General features: G+C 73.5%; 13 protein-coding genes. 10 read left to right on the top strand and 3 right to left on the bottom strand.

Annotated elements, in window-relative coordinates:
* Positions 1–114 precede the first annotated feature (114 nt).
* Positions 115–552 carry a DUF4190 domain-containing protein gene (locus ACI2LW_RS18560; RefSeq protein ID WP_404732273.1) on the top strand — a complete coding sequence of 146 codons (438 nt, stop codon included), beginning with the start codon at positions 115–117 and terminating at the stop codon, positions 550–552.
* A gap of 81 nt (positions 553–633) precedes the next feature.
* Here the strand turns inward: ACI2LW_RS18560 and ACI2LW_RS18555 are convergent, their stop codons facing one another.
* Complete coding sequence (locus ACI2LW_RS18555; RefSeq protein ID WP_404732272.1) at positions 634–1,194, bottom strand: NADAR family protein; 561 nt, start codon at positions 1,192–1,194, stop codon at positions 634–636.
* 210 nt (positions 1,195–1,404) lie between these two features.
* On the opposite strand from ACI2LW_RS18555, the gene ACI2LW_RS18550 reads away from it, so the two are divergent.
* The 7 genes from ACI2LW_RS18550 to ACI2LW_RS18520 all read left to right on the top strand — a co-directional run bounded on the left by ACI2LW_RS18550 (position 1,405) and on the right by ACI2LW_RS18520 (position 9,223).
* Positions 1,405–2,940 (top strand): gamma-aminobutyraldehyde dehydrogenase, encoded by a 1,536-nt coding sequence (locus tag ACI2LW_RS18550; RefSeq protein WP_404732328.1) that lies wholly within the window; start codon positions 1,405–1,407, stop codon positions 2,938–2,940.
* Between the two features lie 49 nt (positions 2,941–2,989).
* The gene (locus ACI2LW_RS18545; RefSeq protein ID WP_404732271.1) at positions 2,990–4,237 is read left to right on the top strand and encodes a spermidine/putrescine ABC transporter substrate-binding protein; all 1,248 of its coding nucleotides are present in this window, start codon (positions 2,990–2,992) and stop codon (positions 4,235–4,237) included.
* Positions 4,238–4,241: 4 nt separating this feature from the next.
* Positions 4,242–5,405, top strand: a complete 1,164-nt coding sequence (locus ACI2LW_RS18540) for an ABC transporter ATP-binding protein (RefSeq protein ID WP_404732270.1) — start codon at positions 4,242–4,244, stop codon at positions 5,403–5,405.
* Positions 5,405–6,334, top strand: coding sequence for an ABC transporter permease (locus tag ACI2LW_RS18535; protein WP_404732269.1), 930 nt, complete (start codon positions 5,405–5,407; stop codon positions 6,332–6,334). Before ACI2LW_RS18540 ends, ACI2LW_RS18535 begins: the two co-directional genes overlap by 1 nt.
* Positions 6,335–7,135: an ABC transporter permease gene (locus tag ACI2LW_RS18530; RefSeq protein WP_404732268.1), complete on the top strand. Its 801-nt coding sequence runs from the start codon at positions 6,335–6,337 to the stop codon at positions 7,133–7,135.
* 49 nt (positions 7,136–7,184) lie between these two features.
* Positions 7,185–8,621, top strand: coding sequence for an NAD(P)/FAD-dependent oxidoreductase (locus ACI2LW_RS18525; RefSeq protein ID WP_404732267.1), 1,437 nt, complete (start codon positions 7,185–7,187; stop codon positions 8,619–8,621).
* A gap of 143 nt (positions 8,622–8,764) precedes the next feature.
* Positions 8,765–9,223 carry a hypothetical protein gene (locus ACI2LW_RS18520; RefSeq protein ID WP_404732266.1) on the top strand — a complete coding sequence of 153 codons (459 nt, stop codon included), beginning with the start codon at positions 8,765–8,767 and terminating at the stop codon, positions 9,221–9,223.
* A gap of 418 nt (positions 9,224–9,641) precedes the next feature.
* Here ACI2LW_RS18520 and ACI2LW_RS18515 read toward each other — a convergent pair whose 3' ends face one another.
* Together ACI2LW_RS18515 and gabT are read right to left on the bottom strand one after the other, a co-directional pair.
* Complete coding sequence (locus ACI2LW_RS18515) at positions 9,642–10,400, bottom strand: phosphatase PAP2 family protein (protein ID WP_404732265.1); 759 nt, start codon at positions 10,398–10,400, stop codon at positions 9,642–9,644.
* Positions 10,401–10,842: 442 nt separating this feature from the next.
* Entirely contained in the window at positions 10,843–12,177 is a 1,335-nt protein-coding gene (gene gabT / locus ACI2LW_RS18510; protein ID WP_404732264.1) for a 4-aminobutyrate--2-oxoglutarate transaminase, read from the bottom strand.
* A gap of 358 nt (positions 12,178–12,535) precedes the next feature.
* Between gabT and ACI2LW_RS18505 the strand changes: the two genes are divergently transcribed.
* Together ACI2LW_RS18505 and ACI2LW_RS18500 are read left to right on the top strand one after the other, a co-directional pair.
* A complete protein-coding gene (locus ACI2LW_RS18505) occupies positions 12,536–14,995 on the top strand; it encodes an ATP/GTP-binding protein (protein ID WP_404732263.1) in 2,460 nt (819 codons plus the stop codon).
* Positions 14,996–15,121: 126 nt separating this feature from the next.
* Positions 15,122–16,798 carry a PucR family transcriptional regulator gene (locus ACI2LW_RS18500; protein WP_404732262.1) on the top strand — a complete coding sequence of 559 codons (1,677 nt, stop codon included), beginning with the start codon at positions 15,122–15,124 and terminating at the stop codon, positions 16,796–16,798.
* Positions 16,799–16,811: the final 13 nt, after the last annotated feature.

Here is a 16,811-nt window from a genome sequence, read left to right as displayed (position 1 = left end):
CGGTCCGCCCGCCGCCGGTCCCGCCCCGTGCGTGCGACAGTCCCGGCCGGCGGGCCTGCGGCGGCCAACAGGCCCACTACGATGCCTGGTTGTCAACGGAGGGGAGACCACACCATGTCCGACACCCAGCCCGGCCCCGGTGGATTCGGGCCGCCGTCCCAGCCGCCGCAGCAGCCCGCGCCCGGCTACGGCTACCCGCAGCAGTCCCACCCGGGTTACGGCTACCCGGCCGCGCCGCCCGCCTACCCGCAGACCCCCGGCTACGGCATGGCCCCGCAGCCCAGCAACGGCCTGGGCACCACCGGCATGGTGCTCGGCATCATCGGCGTGGTCTGCAGCCTGACCTTCATCCTGTGGTTCTTCGGAGTCGTCCTCGGCATCCTCGGGATCATCTTCGGCGCCATCGGACGCGGCAAGGCCAACCGCGGCGAGGCCACCAACAAGGGCGCCGCGACCGCCGGCCTGGTCTGCGGGATCATCGCCACCGTGGTGCTGCCGCTGCTGGGCCTGCTGATCTTCGCCAGCTTCATGAGCGCCGCGGGCACCTTCTGACCCGCCACCGGCCCGACGACACAGGGCCCCAGGGGCCGGCCCCGGCGGCCGGCCCCGCTCCTTTTCCGGCCGGGGCCGGGACTACGCCGCGGCCCGCAGCCGCTCGCGGGCCTCCATCAGCGCGAAGCCGAGCAGGTTCGGCCCGCGCCAGCGCTCGGGGTCGGCCGCCGCCTCGTCGTGCGCGGCGAGCCCGATGCCCCACACACGGTCCACCGGGCTGGCCTCCACCAGCACCCGGTCACCCGTGGCCAGCAGGAACGCGCGCAGCTCCGGGTGGGCCGCGAACTTGTGCACGCTGCCGGCCACCACGATCCCGAACCGCTCGCGCGCCCATATGCTCTCGTCGAAGCCGCGCACCAGCCGCCCCGCCTTCTTGGCCTCGGCCGGATGCCCCGCGGCCAGCACCCGCCGCTCCGCCTCCGCGTCGCCGAACAGCCGCGCCTTGCCGGCCATCATCCAGTGCTCCGCGGTCGCGTAGGTCTCCCCGTCGGCCGTGAAGGGCGACGGCCACCACTGACTCAGGCAGCTCGCCCCCACCCGGCCGTCCGGCCGCGGACGATGCCCCCAGAAGTGCAGATACCCGACTCTCGTCCCCGCGCGGACCTCCCTGATCAGGGCTTCCCGCGAATCGATTCTCCCCATGCACGCGAGTGTGGCACGCACCACTGACACTCCGTCCTGCCTTTTACGCGCCGACTCGACACCTGGTCGACAGATTCCGTCGCGTAACCAAAAGGCAACAACGGAATCACTTGTTGGAGCCCCATGGCTCTGTCAGGATCGGCACTCAAATCGAGCTGGAGCTACGCCAGCCTCCCCGGCCGGAGCCGGGCGACGGCGGAGGAGAGCGACATGCACAACCCGGGCACCGCCACCCCGGACCGATTTCCGGCACAGGAATGTCTCAGGGACGGCGCGCAGTACATCGCGGGCCGTCCGGCCAAGGGCACCTCGGGCCGCACGCACGCGGTCGTCGACCCGGCCACCGGCGCGCAGGTGTGCGCCTACGACCTGGCCGGCGCCGACGACGTGGACGCCGCGGTCGCCGCCGCGCGCCGGGCCTTCCCCGAGTGGGCCGGCGCCACGCCGGGCGAGCGCTCCGACGCGCTGCACCGTTTCGCCGCCGTGCTCGCGGACCGCGCGGAGGACTTCGCCCGCGCCGAGTCCCTCCAGTGCGGCAAGCCGCTGAAGCTGTCCCGTGAGTTCGACGTGCCCGGCACCATCGACAACACGGCGTTCTTCGCCGGCGCCGCCCGGCATCTGCAGGGCCAGTCGGCCGGTGAGTACTCCGGCGACCACACCTCGTACGTCCGCCGCGAGCCCATCGGCGTCGTCGGCTCCATCGCGCCGTGGAACTACCCGCTGCAGATGGCCGCCTGGAAGATCCTCCCGGCGATCGCCGCGGGCAACACCATCGTGCTGAAGCCCGCCGAGCTGACCCCGCTGACCTCGCTGATGTTCGCGCGGGCCGCCACCGACGCCGGCATCCCGGACGGCGTCGTCAACGTCGTCACCGGCACCGGCCGGGTGGCCGGCGAGCACCTCGTCGGCCACCCCGACGTGGCCATGACCTCCTTCACCGGCTCCACGGCCGTCGGCCGGCGGGTGGCGGAGATCGCCACCGCCACCGTCAAGCGACTGCACCTGGAACTGGGCGGCAAGGCACCCTTCGTCGTCTTCGAGGACGCCGACCTGGAGGCCGCGGTGCACGGCGCCGTCGCGGGCGCCCTCATCAACACCGGGCAGGACTGCACGGCCGCCACGCGCGCGTATGTGCAGCGCCCGCTGTACGAGGCGTTCGTCGAGCGCACGGCCGCCCTGATGGAGACCGTCCGGCTGGGCGACCCCTTCGCCCCCGGCACCGACCTCGGCCCGCTGGTCTCGCACGCCCAGCGCGACCGGGTGGCCGGCTTCGTCGACCGGGCCCGCGCCTACGCCCGCGTGGTCACCGGCGGCGAGGCTCCCCAGGGAGACTTGAAGGACGGCGCCTACTACCGCCCCACCCTGATCGCGGACGCGGCGCAGGACAGCGAGATCGTCCAGTCGGAGATCTTCGGCCCGGTGTTGGTCGTTCTCCCGTTCGACGGTGATGATGAGGGCATCCGGCTGGCCAACGACACACCGTACGGACTGGCCGCCTCGGCCTGGACCGGGAACGTCTACCGGGCCAACCGCGCCACCCGGGAGATCAAGGCGGGATGCGTGTGGATCAACGACCACATTCCGATCATCAGTGAGATGCCGCACGGCGGCTACAAGTCCTCCGGTTTCGGCAAGGACATGTCCTCGTACTCGTTCGAGGAGTACACCCAGATCAAACACGTCATGTTCGACAACACGGCGGTGGCCCGCAAGGACTGGCACCGCACCATCTTCGGGGACCGATAGCCACCACCGGCCCGACCAGGCCGAATCCCTCCGAAAGGGCAACACGCGCATGGAGCAGTACCAGCCCGACCGCCTGTCCGCGGCCCGAGCGGCCGCCCTACGGCGCAGCCTGAGCAACGGCCGGGCCTCCCTCACCCGCCGTTCACTGCTGCGCGCCTCCGCGGGCGGCGCGCTCGCGCTCGGCGGCCTGGGGACGCTGAGCGCCTGCGGGATCCCCGCCGCGGGCAAGACACAGGGCGGCACCTCCGCCGAGGACCACTCGGCCCAGGAGAAGGTGGTGAACTTCTCCAACTGGCCCGAGTACATCGACGTCGACGACAGCGGCAAGCACCGCCCCACCCTGGAGGCGTTCACCCGGCGGACCGGCGTCCGGGTCAAGTACACCGAGGACATCAACGACAACAACGAGTTCTTCGGCAAGATCAAGCCGCAGCTCGCCGCCGGCCAGGACACCGGCCGCGACCTGATCGTCCTCACCGACTGGCTGGCCGCGCGGGTGATCCGCCTGGGCTGGGTCCAGAAGCTGGACCCGGCGAACCTGCCGCACGCCTACGCCAACCTCTCCCCGCAGTTCCGCTCCCCGGACTGGGACCCGGGACGCGCGTACTCCTACCCCTGGCAGGGCATCTCCACGGTCATCGCGTTCAACAAGAAGGCGCTGGACGGGATCGAGGTCAAGTCGGTCTCCGACCTGCTGGACAACCCCAGGCTCAAGGGGCGGGTCGGCTTCCTGTCGGAGATGCGGGACAGCGTCGGCATGACCATGCTCGACATGGGCATCGACCCGGCCCGGTTCACCCCGGACGACTACGACCGCGTCATGGCCCGGCTGCAGAAGGCCGTCGACAAGGGGCAGATACGCCGCTTCACCGGCAACGACTACACCTCCGACCTCACCAAGGGCGACATCGCCGCCTGTGTGGCCTGGGGCGGTGACATCGTCCAGCTCCAGGCGGACAGCCCGGACGTCGGCTACATCCTGCCCGACAGCGGCTACATGACGTCGACCGACAACATGCTGATCCCCAACAAGGCGCGGCACAAGGAGAACGCCGAGCGGCTCATCGACTTCTACTACCGGCCCGACCAGGCCGCCGCGCTCGCCGCGTACGTCAACTACGTGTCCCCGGTCGACGGTGTGAGGCCCTATCTGACGAAGATCGACAAGTCGGCGGCGGACAACCCGCTGATCCTGCCCGACAAGGCCACGGCCGCCAAGTCGCACGCCTTCCGCGCGCTCAGCGAGAAGGAAGAAGCGGCCTATGAAGAGAAGTTCGCGAAGCTCACAGGGGCGTGACGAGATGACGACCACGGACAACAGCGGCGACGTCCGCCTCTCCGGAATCAGCAAGACCTACGGCAGCTTCACCGCCGTCCACCCGCTGGACCTCACCGTTCCGCAGGGCTCCTTCTTCGCCCTGCTCGGCGCCTCCGGCTGCGGCAAGACCACCACACTGCGCATGATCGCCGGCCTGGAGGAGCCGAGCGTGGGCACCGTCCACCTCGGCGACCAGGACGTGACGCACCTGCCGCCCTACAAACGGCCGGTGAACACCGTCTTCCAGTCCTACGCCCTCTTCCCGCACCTGGACATCTTCGAGAACGTCGCCTTCGGCCTGCGCCGGCGCGGCATCAAGAGCGTGAAGAAGCAGGTCGAGGAGATGCTGGAGCTGGTGCAGCTCGGCGAGCAGGCCCGCAAGAAGCCGCACCAGCTCTCCGGCGGCCAGCAGCAGCGCGTCGCGGTCGCCCGCGCGCTGATCAACCACCCCAAGGTGCTGCTGCTGGACGAGCCGCTGGGCGCCCTGGACCTGAAGCTGCGCCGCCAGATGCAGCTGGAGCTCAAGCGCATCCAGACCGAGGTCGGCATCACCTTCATCCACGTCACCCACGACCAGGAGGAGGCCATGACCATGGCCGACACGGTCGCCGTGATGAACGCCGGCCGCGTCGAGCAGCTCGGCTCGCCCACCGACCTCTACGAGAACCCGCAGACCACGTTCGTCGCCAACTTCCTCGGCACCTCCAACCTGATCGAGGCCGAGGTCGACACCCGCAGCGGCGACGACATCGTCCTCAAGGCGGGCGGCGGCAAGCTCACCCTGCCCGGCGCGCGGTGCTCCGCCCCGGCCACGGCCGGCGGCAAGGTGCTGGTCGGCATCCGCCCGGAGAAGATCAGCCTCACCCACGCCGACGAGGCCGGCTCGATCCCCGAGGGCCGCAACCGCATCACCGGACGGATCGCCGACTCCAGCTTCATCGGCGTCTCCACCCAGTACGTGATCGACAGCCCCGTCTGTCCCGAGTTCGAGGTCTACGCCCAGAACATCGACCGCGACCCGCGCCTGGTGCCCGGCGCCGAGGTCGTCCTGCACTGGAACCCCTCGCACACCTTCGGCCTGGACGCCGCCCAGGACATCGACGCCGGAGTGGAGAGCGTGGAGTCGGACGAGGGGGTGGCCGCCTGATGGCCGCACTCACCGAGGCGCCGCCGCCGCTGGCGCCGGCCCCGCCCGGCAAGAAGCCCGCGCCCAGACGCCGCCGGCTCACGCCGTACTGGCTGCTGCTGCCCGGCATGCTCTGGCTGGTGGTCTTCTTCGCGCTGCCGATGATCTACCAGGCCTCCACGTCGGTGCAGACCGGCTCCCTGGAACAGGGCTACAAGGTCACCTGGCACTTCGCGACCTACTGGCACGCGCTGGCCGACTACTGGCCGCAGTTCCTGCGTTCGGTGCTGTACGCGGCCTCCGCGACGATCCTGTGCCTGCTGCTCGGCTACCCGCTCGCCTACCTCATCGCCTTCCGCGCGGGCCGCTGGCGCAACCTGATCATGATCCTGGTGATCGCGCCGTTCTTCACCAGCTTCCTGATCCGCACCCTGGCCTGGAAGACGATCCTCGCCGACAGCGGCCCGGTCGTCGGCGCCCTCAACGCGCTGCACGTCCTGGACGTGACGAGCTGGCTGGGCTGGACCGCCGGCGACCGGGTGCTCGCCACCCCGCTGGCGGTGGTGTGCGGTCTGACGTACAACTTCCTGCCGTTCATGATCCTGCCGCTGTACACCTCGCTGGAGCGCATCGACGGACGGCTGCACGAGGCGGCGGGCGACCTGTACGCACGGCCCTGGACGACCTTCCGCAAGGTCACCTTCCCGCTGTCGATGCCGGGCGTGGTCTCCGGCACGCTGCTGACCTTCATCCCGGCGTCCGGCGACTACGTCAACTCCGAACTGCTCGGCTCCACCGACACCCGCATGATCGGCAACGTCATCCAGACGCAGTTCCTGCGGATCCTGGACTACCCGACCGCCGCGGCGCTGTCCTTCATCCTCATGGCCGCGATCCTGCTCATGGTCACGATCTACATCCGCAAGTCCGGGACGGAGGATCTGGTCTAAATGCCCTTCGTCAACTGGCTCAAGCGCCATCTCGTCGTCATCGCGGGACTGCTGACCCTCGGCTATCTGCTGCTGCCGAACGTCATCGTCACGGTGTTCTCCTTCAACAAGCCGAAGGGACGCTTCAACTACGAGTGGCAGCAGTTCTCCACCGACGCCTGGAGGGACCCCTGCGGCGTCGCGGACATGTGCGGCTCGCTGGGCATCAGCCTGCAGATCGCCCTGTGGGCGACGGTCGGCGCCACCCTGCTCGGCACCATGATCGCCTTCGCGCTGGTCCGCTACCGCTTCCGCGCGCGGGCCGCCGTGAACTCGCTGATCTTCCTGCCGATGGCCATGCCCGAGGTCGTCATGGCGGCCTCGCTGCTCACCCTGTTCCTCAACATGGGCGCGCAGCTGGGCTTCTGGACCATCCTCATCGCGCACATCATGTTCTGCCTGAGCTTCGTGGTCGTCGCCGTCAAGGCGCGCGTGATGTCGATGGACCCGCGGCTGGAGGAGGCCGCGCGCGACCTGTACGCCTCGCCCGCGCAGACCTTCCTGCGGGTCACCCTGCCCATCGCGGCTCCGGGCATCGCGGCCGGCGCGCTGCTGTCCTTCGCGCTCTCCTTCGACGACTTCATCATCACCAACTTCAACGCCGGCTCGACCGTCACCTTCCCGATGTTCGTCTGGGGCTCGGCGCAGCGCGGCACGCCCGTCCAGATCAACGTCATCGGCACGACCATGTTCCTCGTCGCCGTGCTGTTCGTCCTGGTGTCGATGATCGTCACCAACCGGCGGTCCCGGCAGAAGGCATAACCGGCACAGCCGGCACAGCCGGCACGACACACCGTGGGGAGTTGACATCATGGCCCCAGGCGCCATGAGCGGAGACGACTACTCGAAGCAAGCCCTCGCATCCCTCTCCGGGGCCCAGCCGGTCGCGTACTGGCTGGACGACCCCGGACGGCCGCGCCCCGAACCCGCGCTCACCGGGGCCGAGACCTGCGACCTGCTGGTCGTCGGCGGCGGCTACAGCGGTCTGTGGACCGCGCTGATCGCCAAGGAGCGCGACCCCGCCACCGACGTCGTGCTGGTGGAGGGCCGCGAGGCGGGCTGGGCCGCCTCCGGCCGCAACGGCGGCTTCTGCGCCGCCTCCCTGACCCACGGCCTGGCCAACGGTCTCACCCGCTGGCCGCGGGAGATCCGCGCGCTGGAGAAGCTGGGCGCCCGCAACCTCGACGCCATCGAGGAGACGGTCGCCCGGCACGGGATCGACTGCGATTTCGAGCGCACCGGGGAGATCGACGTCGCCACCGCGCCGTACCAGGCCCGGCAGCTGGGCGAGTGGTACGCGCGGCTGGAACGGCGCGGCCTGGCCGAGGGCCTGGAGCTCCTCGACCGGGACGCCGTGCGCGAGCAGGTCGCCTCGCCCACCTTCGAGGCCGGGCTCCTCGACCGCCGGGGCGTCGCCCTGGTCAACCCGGCCAGGCTGGCCTGGGGCCTCAAACGCGCCTGCCTGCGGCTCGGCGTGCGCGTGTACGAGCACACGCCCGCGCTGAGCCTGCGGCCCGACGGCGCCGGCATGGCCGTACGCACCCCCTACGGCCGTGTCCGCGCCCGCCGGGTCGCGCTGGGCACCAACGTCTTTCCCAGCCTGGTGCGGCGGACGCGCCCGTACACCGTCCCGGTCTACGACTACGCCCTGATGACCGAGCCGCTCACCGCCGAGCAGCTGGCGTCCGTCGGCTGGAAGGACCGCCAGGGCCTCGGCGACTGCGCCAACCAGTTCCACTACTTCCGTCTGTCCGCGGACAACCGGATCCTGTGGGGCGGCTACGACGCGGTCTACCCCTTCGGCGGCCGGGTGCGCGCCGAGTACGACGACCGCCCCCGGACGTACGCCCGGCTCGCCGAGCACTTCCTCACCTGCTTCCCGCAGCTGGAGGGCGTCCGCTTCACCCACGCCTGGGGCGGGGCGATCGACACCTGCTCGCGCTTCTCCGCGTTCTTCGGCACCGCCCACCGGGGCAGGGTGGCGTACGCGGCCGGGTACACCGGCCTGGGCGTGGGCGCGACCCGCTTCGGGGCCGAGGTGATGCTCGACCTGCTGGCGGGGGAGCGCACCGAGCGGACCGAGCTGGAGATGGTCCGCAGCAAGCCGCTGCCGTTCCCGCCCGAGCCGTTCGCCTGGACCGGCATCGCGCTCACCAAGTGGTCGCTGGCCCGGGCGGACGCGCACGAGGGCCGGCGCAACCTGTGGCTGCGCACGATGGACCGGCTCGGACTGGGTTTCGACAGCTGACCGCCGGGCGTGCGCCGGCGCACGGGGCGGACCGGCGTGCACCGGTTCGCCCCGACGGGCGGCCGCGACCCGCGTAATGCCCGGCGGGGACCTCCCTCCTTTCTGTGACGCGCACCCGCGTCCGGACGAAGGGAGGTCTTCGCATGACCGGGACTGGAACGAGGCCGGCGGTCACGTGGCTGGCATCCGCCGCACCCGACCCCGGGGCCTGCCGCCGGCAGTGGGAACGCGAGCCGCGGGGCGTCGCCCTGCTGCCCGCCGGCCGGGTCTGGGACGTGCTCATCCTGCCGTGGCGGCTCGGGCTTCCCACCCTCGACGTGCTGACCCGCGCCCTGGACCGGCTCGGCCCGGTGCTGGCCGGCTTCGGGGACGGGGGCATGGGCTTCCTGGTGCCGCCGGGCACCGCCGCCCGCTGGCTGGGCACCGGGATCCGCGGCGTCGGGGCGGGCACCTGGATCGTCGTACCGCACCCGGAGCGCACGTCCGGCCCGGTGCGCTGGCTGGTCCCGCCCGACGGCACCGGCACCCTCACCGACCCGGCGCTGCTGGAGCTGGCCCTGCACGAGGCGGCGGCACGCCTGGCCGTGGAGGGGGACCGCTGACGCGCCGGCTCCCCACAACTGCCCGCACCGGCCTCCCGGCGCCCGGCGCCCCGGCGAACGCCGTCCCACCCCTGCGCCGCGGCCGGGTTTTCCGGCCTTGCGCGGCGGCCGGGTTTTCCGGGCTTGTGGGGCGGGCGGGTTTCCGTCTGTGCCCGGGCCGGGTTTTCCGAGCCTGCGCGGCGGCCGGGGTCTCCGCTTGCGCCGCGGCCGGGTTTTCCGAGCCTGCGCGGCGGCCGGGGTCTCCGCTTGCGCCGCGGCCGGGGTCTCCGAGCCTGCGCGGCGGCCGGGGTCTCCGCTTGCGCCGCGGCCGGGTTTCCCGAACCCGCGCCCCGGCCGGGTTCCCCGCCCCTCCGCCCCGGTCGGGCGCGCGACCGAGGTGCAGGGGCGGCCCGTGTCGGCGCGGGCGACGGGTAGGCGCCTACTGCGGCCGGGCCCCGCGCCGGAAGCCGCGCCAGTACCCGCGCCGGCGCCCGTGGCGCGGGTGGTGCCGCAGGAGGAGGAGCGGCGTGAGCAGCACCGTGCACAGGCACCAGCTCGCCACGACGTCCAGCGGCCAGTGGTAGCCGCGCCGTACCAGGCCGAAGGACACCCCGAGCACGAGGGCGAGGCAGCCGGCGGCCACCAGCCGCCGGGCGAGGGCCGTCAGCAGCAGGGGAAGCAGGACGAGCGCCGCGGAACCGTAGGCGACGGCGGCGGTGGCCGTGTGGCCCGACGGGTAGTACCCGGTCCCGGGCGGCATCACGGCCGTTCCGTGCCGCGCGGTCCACACCTTCAGCGGCACGACGAACGCCGGGAGCACGGCCATCGCCCCGGCCGCCACGAGCGGCGGCAGCCACCACCGGTCCACGCCTGTGGCACGGCCGCGCAGGGCCGCGTACCCGAGGACGGCCACCATGACCGGCAGCGCCACCTGCGCATTGCCGAGATCGGCGAGCAGTTCGGAGGCGCGGTCGGGGTGCAGCAGCGCGCGGCTGGCGTCCCGGTCCGCGCCGAGCAGGGGGCCGCCGGCCACGACCTGCCAGGTGATCAGCGCGAAGAGCAGGGCCGGCAGCCCGGCCGTCAGGGACACGAGCAGGGGCGGCACGAGACGGGACCCCGTCCGTCCGGCGCCGGCGGCGGACGCCGCGTCCGGCTCGGCGGGCACGCGCTGGAGGTCCTGCTCACGGGAGGTCGGCACGGCATCCAGCTTCGCAAATCCGGCCCGCCCGGCGGCGCGGACCCGCGCACCCCTGGCGGGCGCGGACCCGCGCACGCCGAAGGGCCGGCGCAAGGGGGGTGTGCGCCGGCCCTTCGGGGGGCGGTCGTCCCATCGACGTCGACCGTCCTGACCGGATCGCCGCGCGCCCCGGGGGGTCTGGGGCGGGCGACCGTCCGATCGGTGAGGAGACCCGGAACCCGGGGGCTCCGGTTGTGTGCGCGAGGCACGGACCAGGTCGAAGCTGGGGAGGCGACGGCCTGATGCCGCCCACAGTCCCCTGTGGGCGGGTGTATCTCTCATCTGCCGTAGAAGCTACGGCAGCGAGGGGGCCCGCGACAGCGGGAACGGCCCGCTGTCGCGCACCCCGCACACCTTCTTCACACGGTCTGCCGCAGCGTCGCCCGATGGGCGTAATCGCCGCTCAGATGCGCGCGAACGCCTGCTCGATGATGTCCAGTCCCTCGGTGAGGAGGTCCTCGCCGATCACCAGCGGGGGCAGGAAGCGCAGGACGTTGCCGTAGGTGCCACAGGTCAGGACCAGCAGGCCCTCGGCGTGGCAGGCCTTGGCGAGTGCGCCGGCCGCCTCCGGGTTCGGCTCCTTGGTCCCGCGGTCCTTGACCAGCTCGATGGCGATCATGGCGCCGCGGCCCCGGACCTCGCCGATGATGTCGAACTTCTCGGCCATGGCGGCCAGGCGGGACTTCATGACCGCCTCGATGTTCTTCGCCCTGGCGTTGAGGTCGAGCTCCTTCATCGTCTCGATCGCGCCGAGCGCGGCCGCGCAGGCCACCGGGTTGCCGCCGTAGGTGCCGCCGAGGCCGCCCGCGTGCGCGGCGTCCATGATCTCGGCCCGGCCGGTCACCGCGGCCAGCGGCAGACCGCCGGCGATGCCCTTGGCGGTGGTGATCAGGTCCGGGACGATGCCCTCGTCCTCGCAGGCGAACCACTGGCCGGTGCGGCAGAAGCCGGACTGGATCTCGTCGGCGACGAAGACGATGCCGTTGTCCGCGGCGAACTGCCGGATCGCGGGCAGGAAGCCCTTGGCGGGCTCGATGAAGCCGCCCTCGCCGAGCACCGGCTCGATGACGATCGCGGCCACGTTGTCCGCGCCGACCTGCTTGGTGATCTGGTCGATGGCGGCCGCGGCGGCCTCGGGGCCCGCGTTCTCCGGGCCGGTCGGCCAGCGGTAGCCGTAGGCGACCGGGACCCGGTAGACCTCGGGGGCGAACGGGCCGAAGCCGTGCTTGTACGGCATGTTCTTGGCGGTCAGCGCCATGGTGAGGTTCGTACGGCCGTGGTAGCCGTGGTCGAAGACGACGACCGCCTGCCGCTTGGTGTAGGCGCGGGCGATCTTGACCGCGTTCTCCACCGCCTCGGCGCCGCTGTTGAACAGGGCGGACTTCTTGGCGTGGTCACCGGGGGTGAGCTCGGCCAGCGCCTCGGCGACGGCGACGTACCCCTCGTACGGCGTGACCATGAAACAGGTGTGGGTGAAGTCGGCGAGCTGCGCGGAGGCGCGGCGCACGACGGCCTCGGCGGACGCGCCGACCGAGGTCACGGCGATGCCGGAGCCGAAGTCGATGATGCGGTTGCCGTCGACGTCCTCGACGATGCCCCCGCCGGCGCGGGTCACGAAGACGGGCAGCGTCGAGCCCACGCCCTGCGCGACCGCGGCGAGACGGCGGGCCTGAAGCTCCTGCGACTTCGGGCCGGGGATGGCGGTGACGACGCGGCGCTCCTGCTCAAGTGCGGTCATGGGGGGGCTCCCTGATGAGATCTTTCGGGTCGTGCGGTCGAGGGCGTTCCACGCACACGGGGGGCGTTTTTCGGACGCTTTCCTTCTTTCTTCGCAGGTTAGGGCGGCGGACGGGGTGTCGGCATGCTCCATGTGGGCGCTGTCGTGGGTCGCCGTTGTCCGTGGTGGATATAGAGAGGGACACGAGAGGGACACGGGCGGGCGGACAGGGGCGCGCGCCGTGCGACGGGACGTGCGGCGGGACGTGCGACGGGACGCCGCCGCGCGGCTTGACCCGGCAAACGGTGAACTCCCCTTGTCCGGGCGTTAGATTGACTCGCTGATGGTGGACGGAACGGCTGGTCAGGGGGCAAGGGCGATGGACGACGGGACGCAGGAAGCCCGGGGCGCGCAGCCACGGCACGCCAACCCGGTGCCGCGCCCGGCGAAGCCGCGGGAGGCCCCCGCGACGCCGCCGGTGCCCGAGCGTCCGCCGGGCGCGCCGCACGGGACCGCGCCGTCCGTGGAGCGGGCCGCGCAGGCCCCCGCGCCGCCCGCGCCGCGCGCGGCCGTCGCCGAGTGGCTGGACGCCCCCCGCCCGGCCGCCGGACCCGGCATCTGGCGCCTGGGCCACCGCCCGCCCAGGAGCGCGCGGTCCCCCGAGCGGCTGCCCCCGATCACCGTGGTCGGCCTGCTGATCCCGCTGGTCCTCGCGCTGCTCGTGTGGTCGCTGTGGCGGCAGGGCGCGCTGCCGTACCAGTGGGCCCCGCTGAAGCTGTTCACCCCGGAGGACTGGTGGTGGGGCGGCACCGTCTCCGCCAAGGGCTGGCAGGGCCGCGAGGCCGCGGTGGTCTACGACGGCGTGTTCTTCGCCGTGCTCGTCTACGCCGTCGGGCACCTGGGCAGCTGGCCGGAGGTGGTACGGCACTTCGTGGGCCGCCGCCCGCAGCCCGCCCGGGCCGTGCTCGCGGCCGTGTGCGCGCTCGGCGCGCTCAGCCTGGTCTTCCCCGACGCCTTCCCCGGCGCGGGCTGGGACCCGCTGCCCGTCGTCGATCCGGTGTTCTCGCTGGTCGCCCTGGTGTCCGGCGGCTACGGCCTGTTCGCCTCCCAGCTGTTCACCGACGCCCTGTACGCGGTCGTCACCGCCCTCGTGGTCTGGCCGTTCGCCCGGGTCGGCGGCTGGCGGGCGTACGCCGGGGAACTCGCCGCCCGCCGGCGCGCCGCCGCCCGCCGGCGCGCCGCCGCCGGCCCGGCCGCCCCGCCGCCCGCCGGCCTGCCCCGCTCGCAGTGGCCCGCACTGCGGCACGCGGGCCAGTACGAGGCGGCCGACCTGCTCACCGCCGAGGTGGCGGCCGGCCGGATGAACGACGTGGACTGCGCCCGGGTCGGGCGGGCCTGGACCGCGGCCCTGCGCGAGGCGCGTCCGGCCGCCTTCACCGGCACCGTCCTGCGGGAGGGCGGCGCCGCCTGGACCCACCCCTCCGGCGACCGCGACCTGCCCCGCCGCGCCGCGCGCCACGACCTGCTGGAGGGGCAGGTGCGCATCGGGCGCTGGGTGCCCGGGGAGCGGACCCCGCGCGCCTACCACGACGCGGGCGCGGCCGTCGGCCCCGACACCCTCGGCACCTCGCTGCTCCTGGTCGGCCCGCCCGGCTCCGGCAAGACCCGGCACGTCACCCAGCCGGTCGCCGAGGCGCTCGCCCTCCAGGCGCTGACCGGCCGGTGCGCGCTGGTCGCGGTCTCCGCGGCCGGATCACGGCTCGGCCCGGACCCGTCGTACGACGTGGTGGTCCGCGTCGGCGACCCCGGCTCCGTGCACGACCTGGACCCCTACGCCGGATCCGACGACCCCGACGAGGCCGCCGCCGTCCTCGCCGAGGCCCTGGCCGGGGACCTCGACACCGTCGGCGCCCAGGGCGCCGCCACCGCGCTGGCCCAGCTTCTCGGCCCGTACCGGGCGGTGCACGGGCACTTCCCGGCGCTGCCGGTGCTGCGTGAGCTGCTGGAGGGCGACCCGGGCGCGCTGGCCGCGCTGCGGGCGGCCCTGGACGCCGGCGAGCACGCCGCGATGCGCCGCGAGCTCGACGCGCGGATGCGGCAGGCCGGCGGCGCCGCCGACCCGGGCCCCGCCCTGGCCGGCCGGCTGGCCCTGCTCGACCGTCCGGTGTTCGCCGACTTCTTCGGCGCCGGCGGCTCCGGCAGCCGCCCCTTCTCGCTGCGGGCCGTCGCCCACCACCCGCTGCGGGTGCGCGTCGACCTGCCCGAGCGGGGGCACGAGGAGGCGTGCCGGGTGATCACCCGGCTGATCCTGGCCCAGTTCCACACCGTCGTACGGGACACCCGGCGCCCCCACTTCGCCTGCCTGGTCCTCGACGACGCCACCGGCGCCGTCACCCCGGAGTCCGTCCGCCGGATCCAGCGGCTGCGCTCGCAGAAGGCGGGGGTCGTCCTCGCGCTGCGCTCGATGGCGGACGTGCCGGAGGCGCTGCACGGCCCGCTGCTGGGCGCCGTCGGCTGCCGTATGGCGCTGTCGGGGGTCACCACCTGGGACGGCAGCCGGTTCGCGCACGCCTGGGGCACCGAATGGGTGGAGACCAAGGAGGTGGCCAAGCACACCGTCTTCGCCGACCAGCCGATGACCCGCGCGATCCACGCCCTGCGCAAGCTCGTCACCGGACGGGCCGTGACCACCGACGCCGTGACGACCAAGCAGGTCGAACGGGACCGCTGGTCCGCCTCCCAGCTGGCGCACGAGGTCCCGCCGGGGCACGCGGTGCTGTCGCTGACCACGGTGGACGGCGAGCACGCCCCGCCGCTGCTGGTGGACCTGAGGGGCTGAATCCCCGGCAAGCGGGCGCGCGGTCCCCGGGTGACCGTACAGTGAGGCAGAATCACCACAGGCCGTTCATACGCGGCGGCCAAAAGATCACAACGATCATCAGACCTCCGCAGACCTGAAGGCACCATGCCCCCGACGCTCGCCTCGCTCGTCCACCACTCCGCGCTCAAGCTGACCGTGCGCGCGGGCGAGGACCGCCTCGACGTGCCCGTCCGGTGGGCGCACGTCAGCGAGCTCGCCGACCCCGTGCCGTACATGGAGGGCGGGGAGCTGCTGCTGGTCACCGCGCTCAAGCTGGACGCGGAGGACCCCGAGGCCATGCGCCGCTACGTCAAGCGGCTGGCCGAGGCGGGCGTGGTCGGGCTCGGCTTCGCCGTCGGGGTCAATTACGAGGAGGTGCCCAAGGCCCTCGTCGACGCGGCCGAGGAGGAGGGCCTGCCGCTGCTCGAGGTGCCCCGGCGCACCCCCTTCCTGGCCATCAGCAAGGCCGTGTCGGCCGCCATCGCCGCCGACCAGTACCGCGCGGTCACCGCGGGCTTCGCCGCCCAGCGGGAGCTGACCAGGCAGGCGCTCGGCGCCGGCCCCGAGGGACTGCTGTCCGCGCTCGCCTCCCAGGTCGACGGCTGGGCGGCGCTCTACGACGCCTCCGGTGCCGTGGTCGCCACCGCACCCGAGTGGGCGGGCCGCAGGGCCGCCCGGCTCACCGCGGACGTCGAACGGCTGCGGGACCGGCCCGCGCCCGCCTCCGCCGTGGTCGGCGGGCCCGAGACCGACGACCGGGTCGAGCTGCACTCCATCGGCACCGGCCGCCGGCCGCGCGCCGCGCTCGCCGTGGGCACCGCCGCCGCCCTCGGCACCGCCGAGCGGTACGCCGTCCACTCCGCGATCGCCCTGCTGACCCTCACCACCGAACGCTCGCGCTCGCTGCACGCCGCCGAGCAGCGCGTCGGCGCCGCCGTGCTGCGGATGCTGCTCGCCGGGCAGCCCGACCACGCCCGGGCCGTCGCCGGGGACCTGTACGGCGGACTGCTGGACGCGCCCTTCCGGATGATCGTCGCCGAGTCGGCCTCCGCGTCCGCCGCACGGGCGCACGCCGACGGGCACGCGCGCGTGCAGCCCGCCAAGCCGTCGGCGGCCCGCGTGCCCGCCGCCGCCGGTGCCGGCGGCGACCCGCTCGAGGGCCTCGCCGACGTGGTGGAGGCGGCCGCCGCGCGCTCCGGCGAGGCGGTGCTGGTGGTACCCGAGGGCGAGCGGCTGGTGGTGCTGGCCGCGGACGGCGGCGCGGCGGTCGCCGCGTGCGGGGAGTACGCCGTCGCGCTGGAGGCGGCGCGGGCCGCGGCCGTGCCGGAGCAGCCGGCCGGGACCGACGAGGACGAGCTGGTCGTGGGCCTGTCCGCGCCCGCCGGGCCGATCGCCGCGGCCGCCGCCTACAAGCAGGCCGAGCAGGCGCTGTCGGTGGCGCGCCGGCGCGGGCGGGTGCTCGTCGAGCACGAGCAGCTGGCGTCGGGATCGGTGCTGCCGCTGCTGGCCGACGACGCGGTCCGGGCCTTCGCCGACGGGCTGCTGCGGGCGCTGTACGAGCACGACGCGACCGGACGCGGCGACCTGGTGGCCTCGCTGCGGGCCTGGCTGTCCCGCCACGGCCAGTGGGACGCGGCCGCCGCCGACCTCGGCGTGCACCGGCACACCTTGCGGTACCGGATGCGGCGGGTCGAGGAGATCCTCGGGCGCTCGCTGGACGACCCGGACGTGCGCATGGAGCTGTGGCTGGCGCTGAAGGCGACCTCCACGGAGCAGTCGTAGCGCCTCCTGTGCC

It is taken from the genome of Streptomyces sp. NPDC004065 (assembly GCF_044903565.1).
Lineage (GTDB): Bacteria > Actinomycetota > Actinomycetes > Streptomycetales > Streptomycetaceae > Streptomyces.
The sequence above is the reverse complement of the archived record's forward strand: the minus strand, read 5'-3'. Positions and strand labels throughout refer to the sequence as shown.

Bases quoted from the DNA above. Each gene is read 5' to 3' on its own strand.
- ACI2LW_RS18525 (WP_404732267.1), top strand. From the start codon at position 7,185: ATGGCCCCAGGCGCCATGAGCGGAGACGACTACTCGAAGCAAGCCCTC.
- gabT (WP_404732264.1), bottom strand. From the start codon at position 12,177: ATGACCGCACTTGAGCAGGAGCGCCGCGTCGTCACCGCCATCCCCGGC.
- ACI2LW_RS18560 (WP_404732273.1), top strand. From the start codon at position 115: ATGTCCGACACCCAGCCCGGCCCCGGTGGATTCGGGCCGCCGTCCCAG.
- ACI2LW_RS18500 (WP_404732262.1), top strand. From the start codon at position 15,122: ATGCCCCCGACGCTCGCCTCGCTCGTCCACCACTCCGCGCTCAAGCTG.
- ACI2LW_RS18555 (WP_404732272.1), bottom strand. From the start codon at position 1,194: ATGGGGAGAATCGATTCGCGGGAAGCCCTGATCAGGGAGGTCCGCGCG.
- ACI2LW_RS18540 (WP_404732270.1), top strand. From the start codon at position 4,242: ATGACGACCACGGACAACAGCGGCGACGTCCGCCTCTCCGGAATCAGC.
- ACI2LW_RS18550 (WP_404732328.1), top strand. From the start codon at position 1,405: ATGCACAACCCGGGCACCGCCACCCCGGACCGATTTCCGGCACAGGAA.
- ACI2LW_RS18535 (WP_404732269.1), top strand. From the start codon at position 5,405: ATGGCCGCACTCACCGAGGCGCCGCCGCCGCTGGCGCCGGCCCCGCCC.
- ACI2LW_RS18505 (WP_404732263.1), top strand. From the start codon at position 12,536: ATGGACGACGGGACGCAGGAAGCCCGGGGCGCGCAGCCACGGCACGCC.
- ACI2LW_RS18530 (WP_404732268.1), top strand. From the start codon at position 6,335: ATGCCCTTCGTCAACTGGCTCAAGCGCCATCTCGTCGTCATCGCGGGA.
- ACI2LW_RS18545 (WP_404732271.1), top strand. From the start codon at position 2,990: ATGGAGCAGTACCAGCCCGACCGCCTGTCCGCGGCCCGAGCGGCCGCC.
- ACI2LW_RS18520 (WP_404732266.1), top strand. From the start codon at position 8,765: ATGACCGGGACTGGAACGAGGCCGGCGGTCACGTGGCTGGCATCCGCC.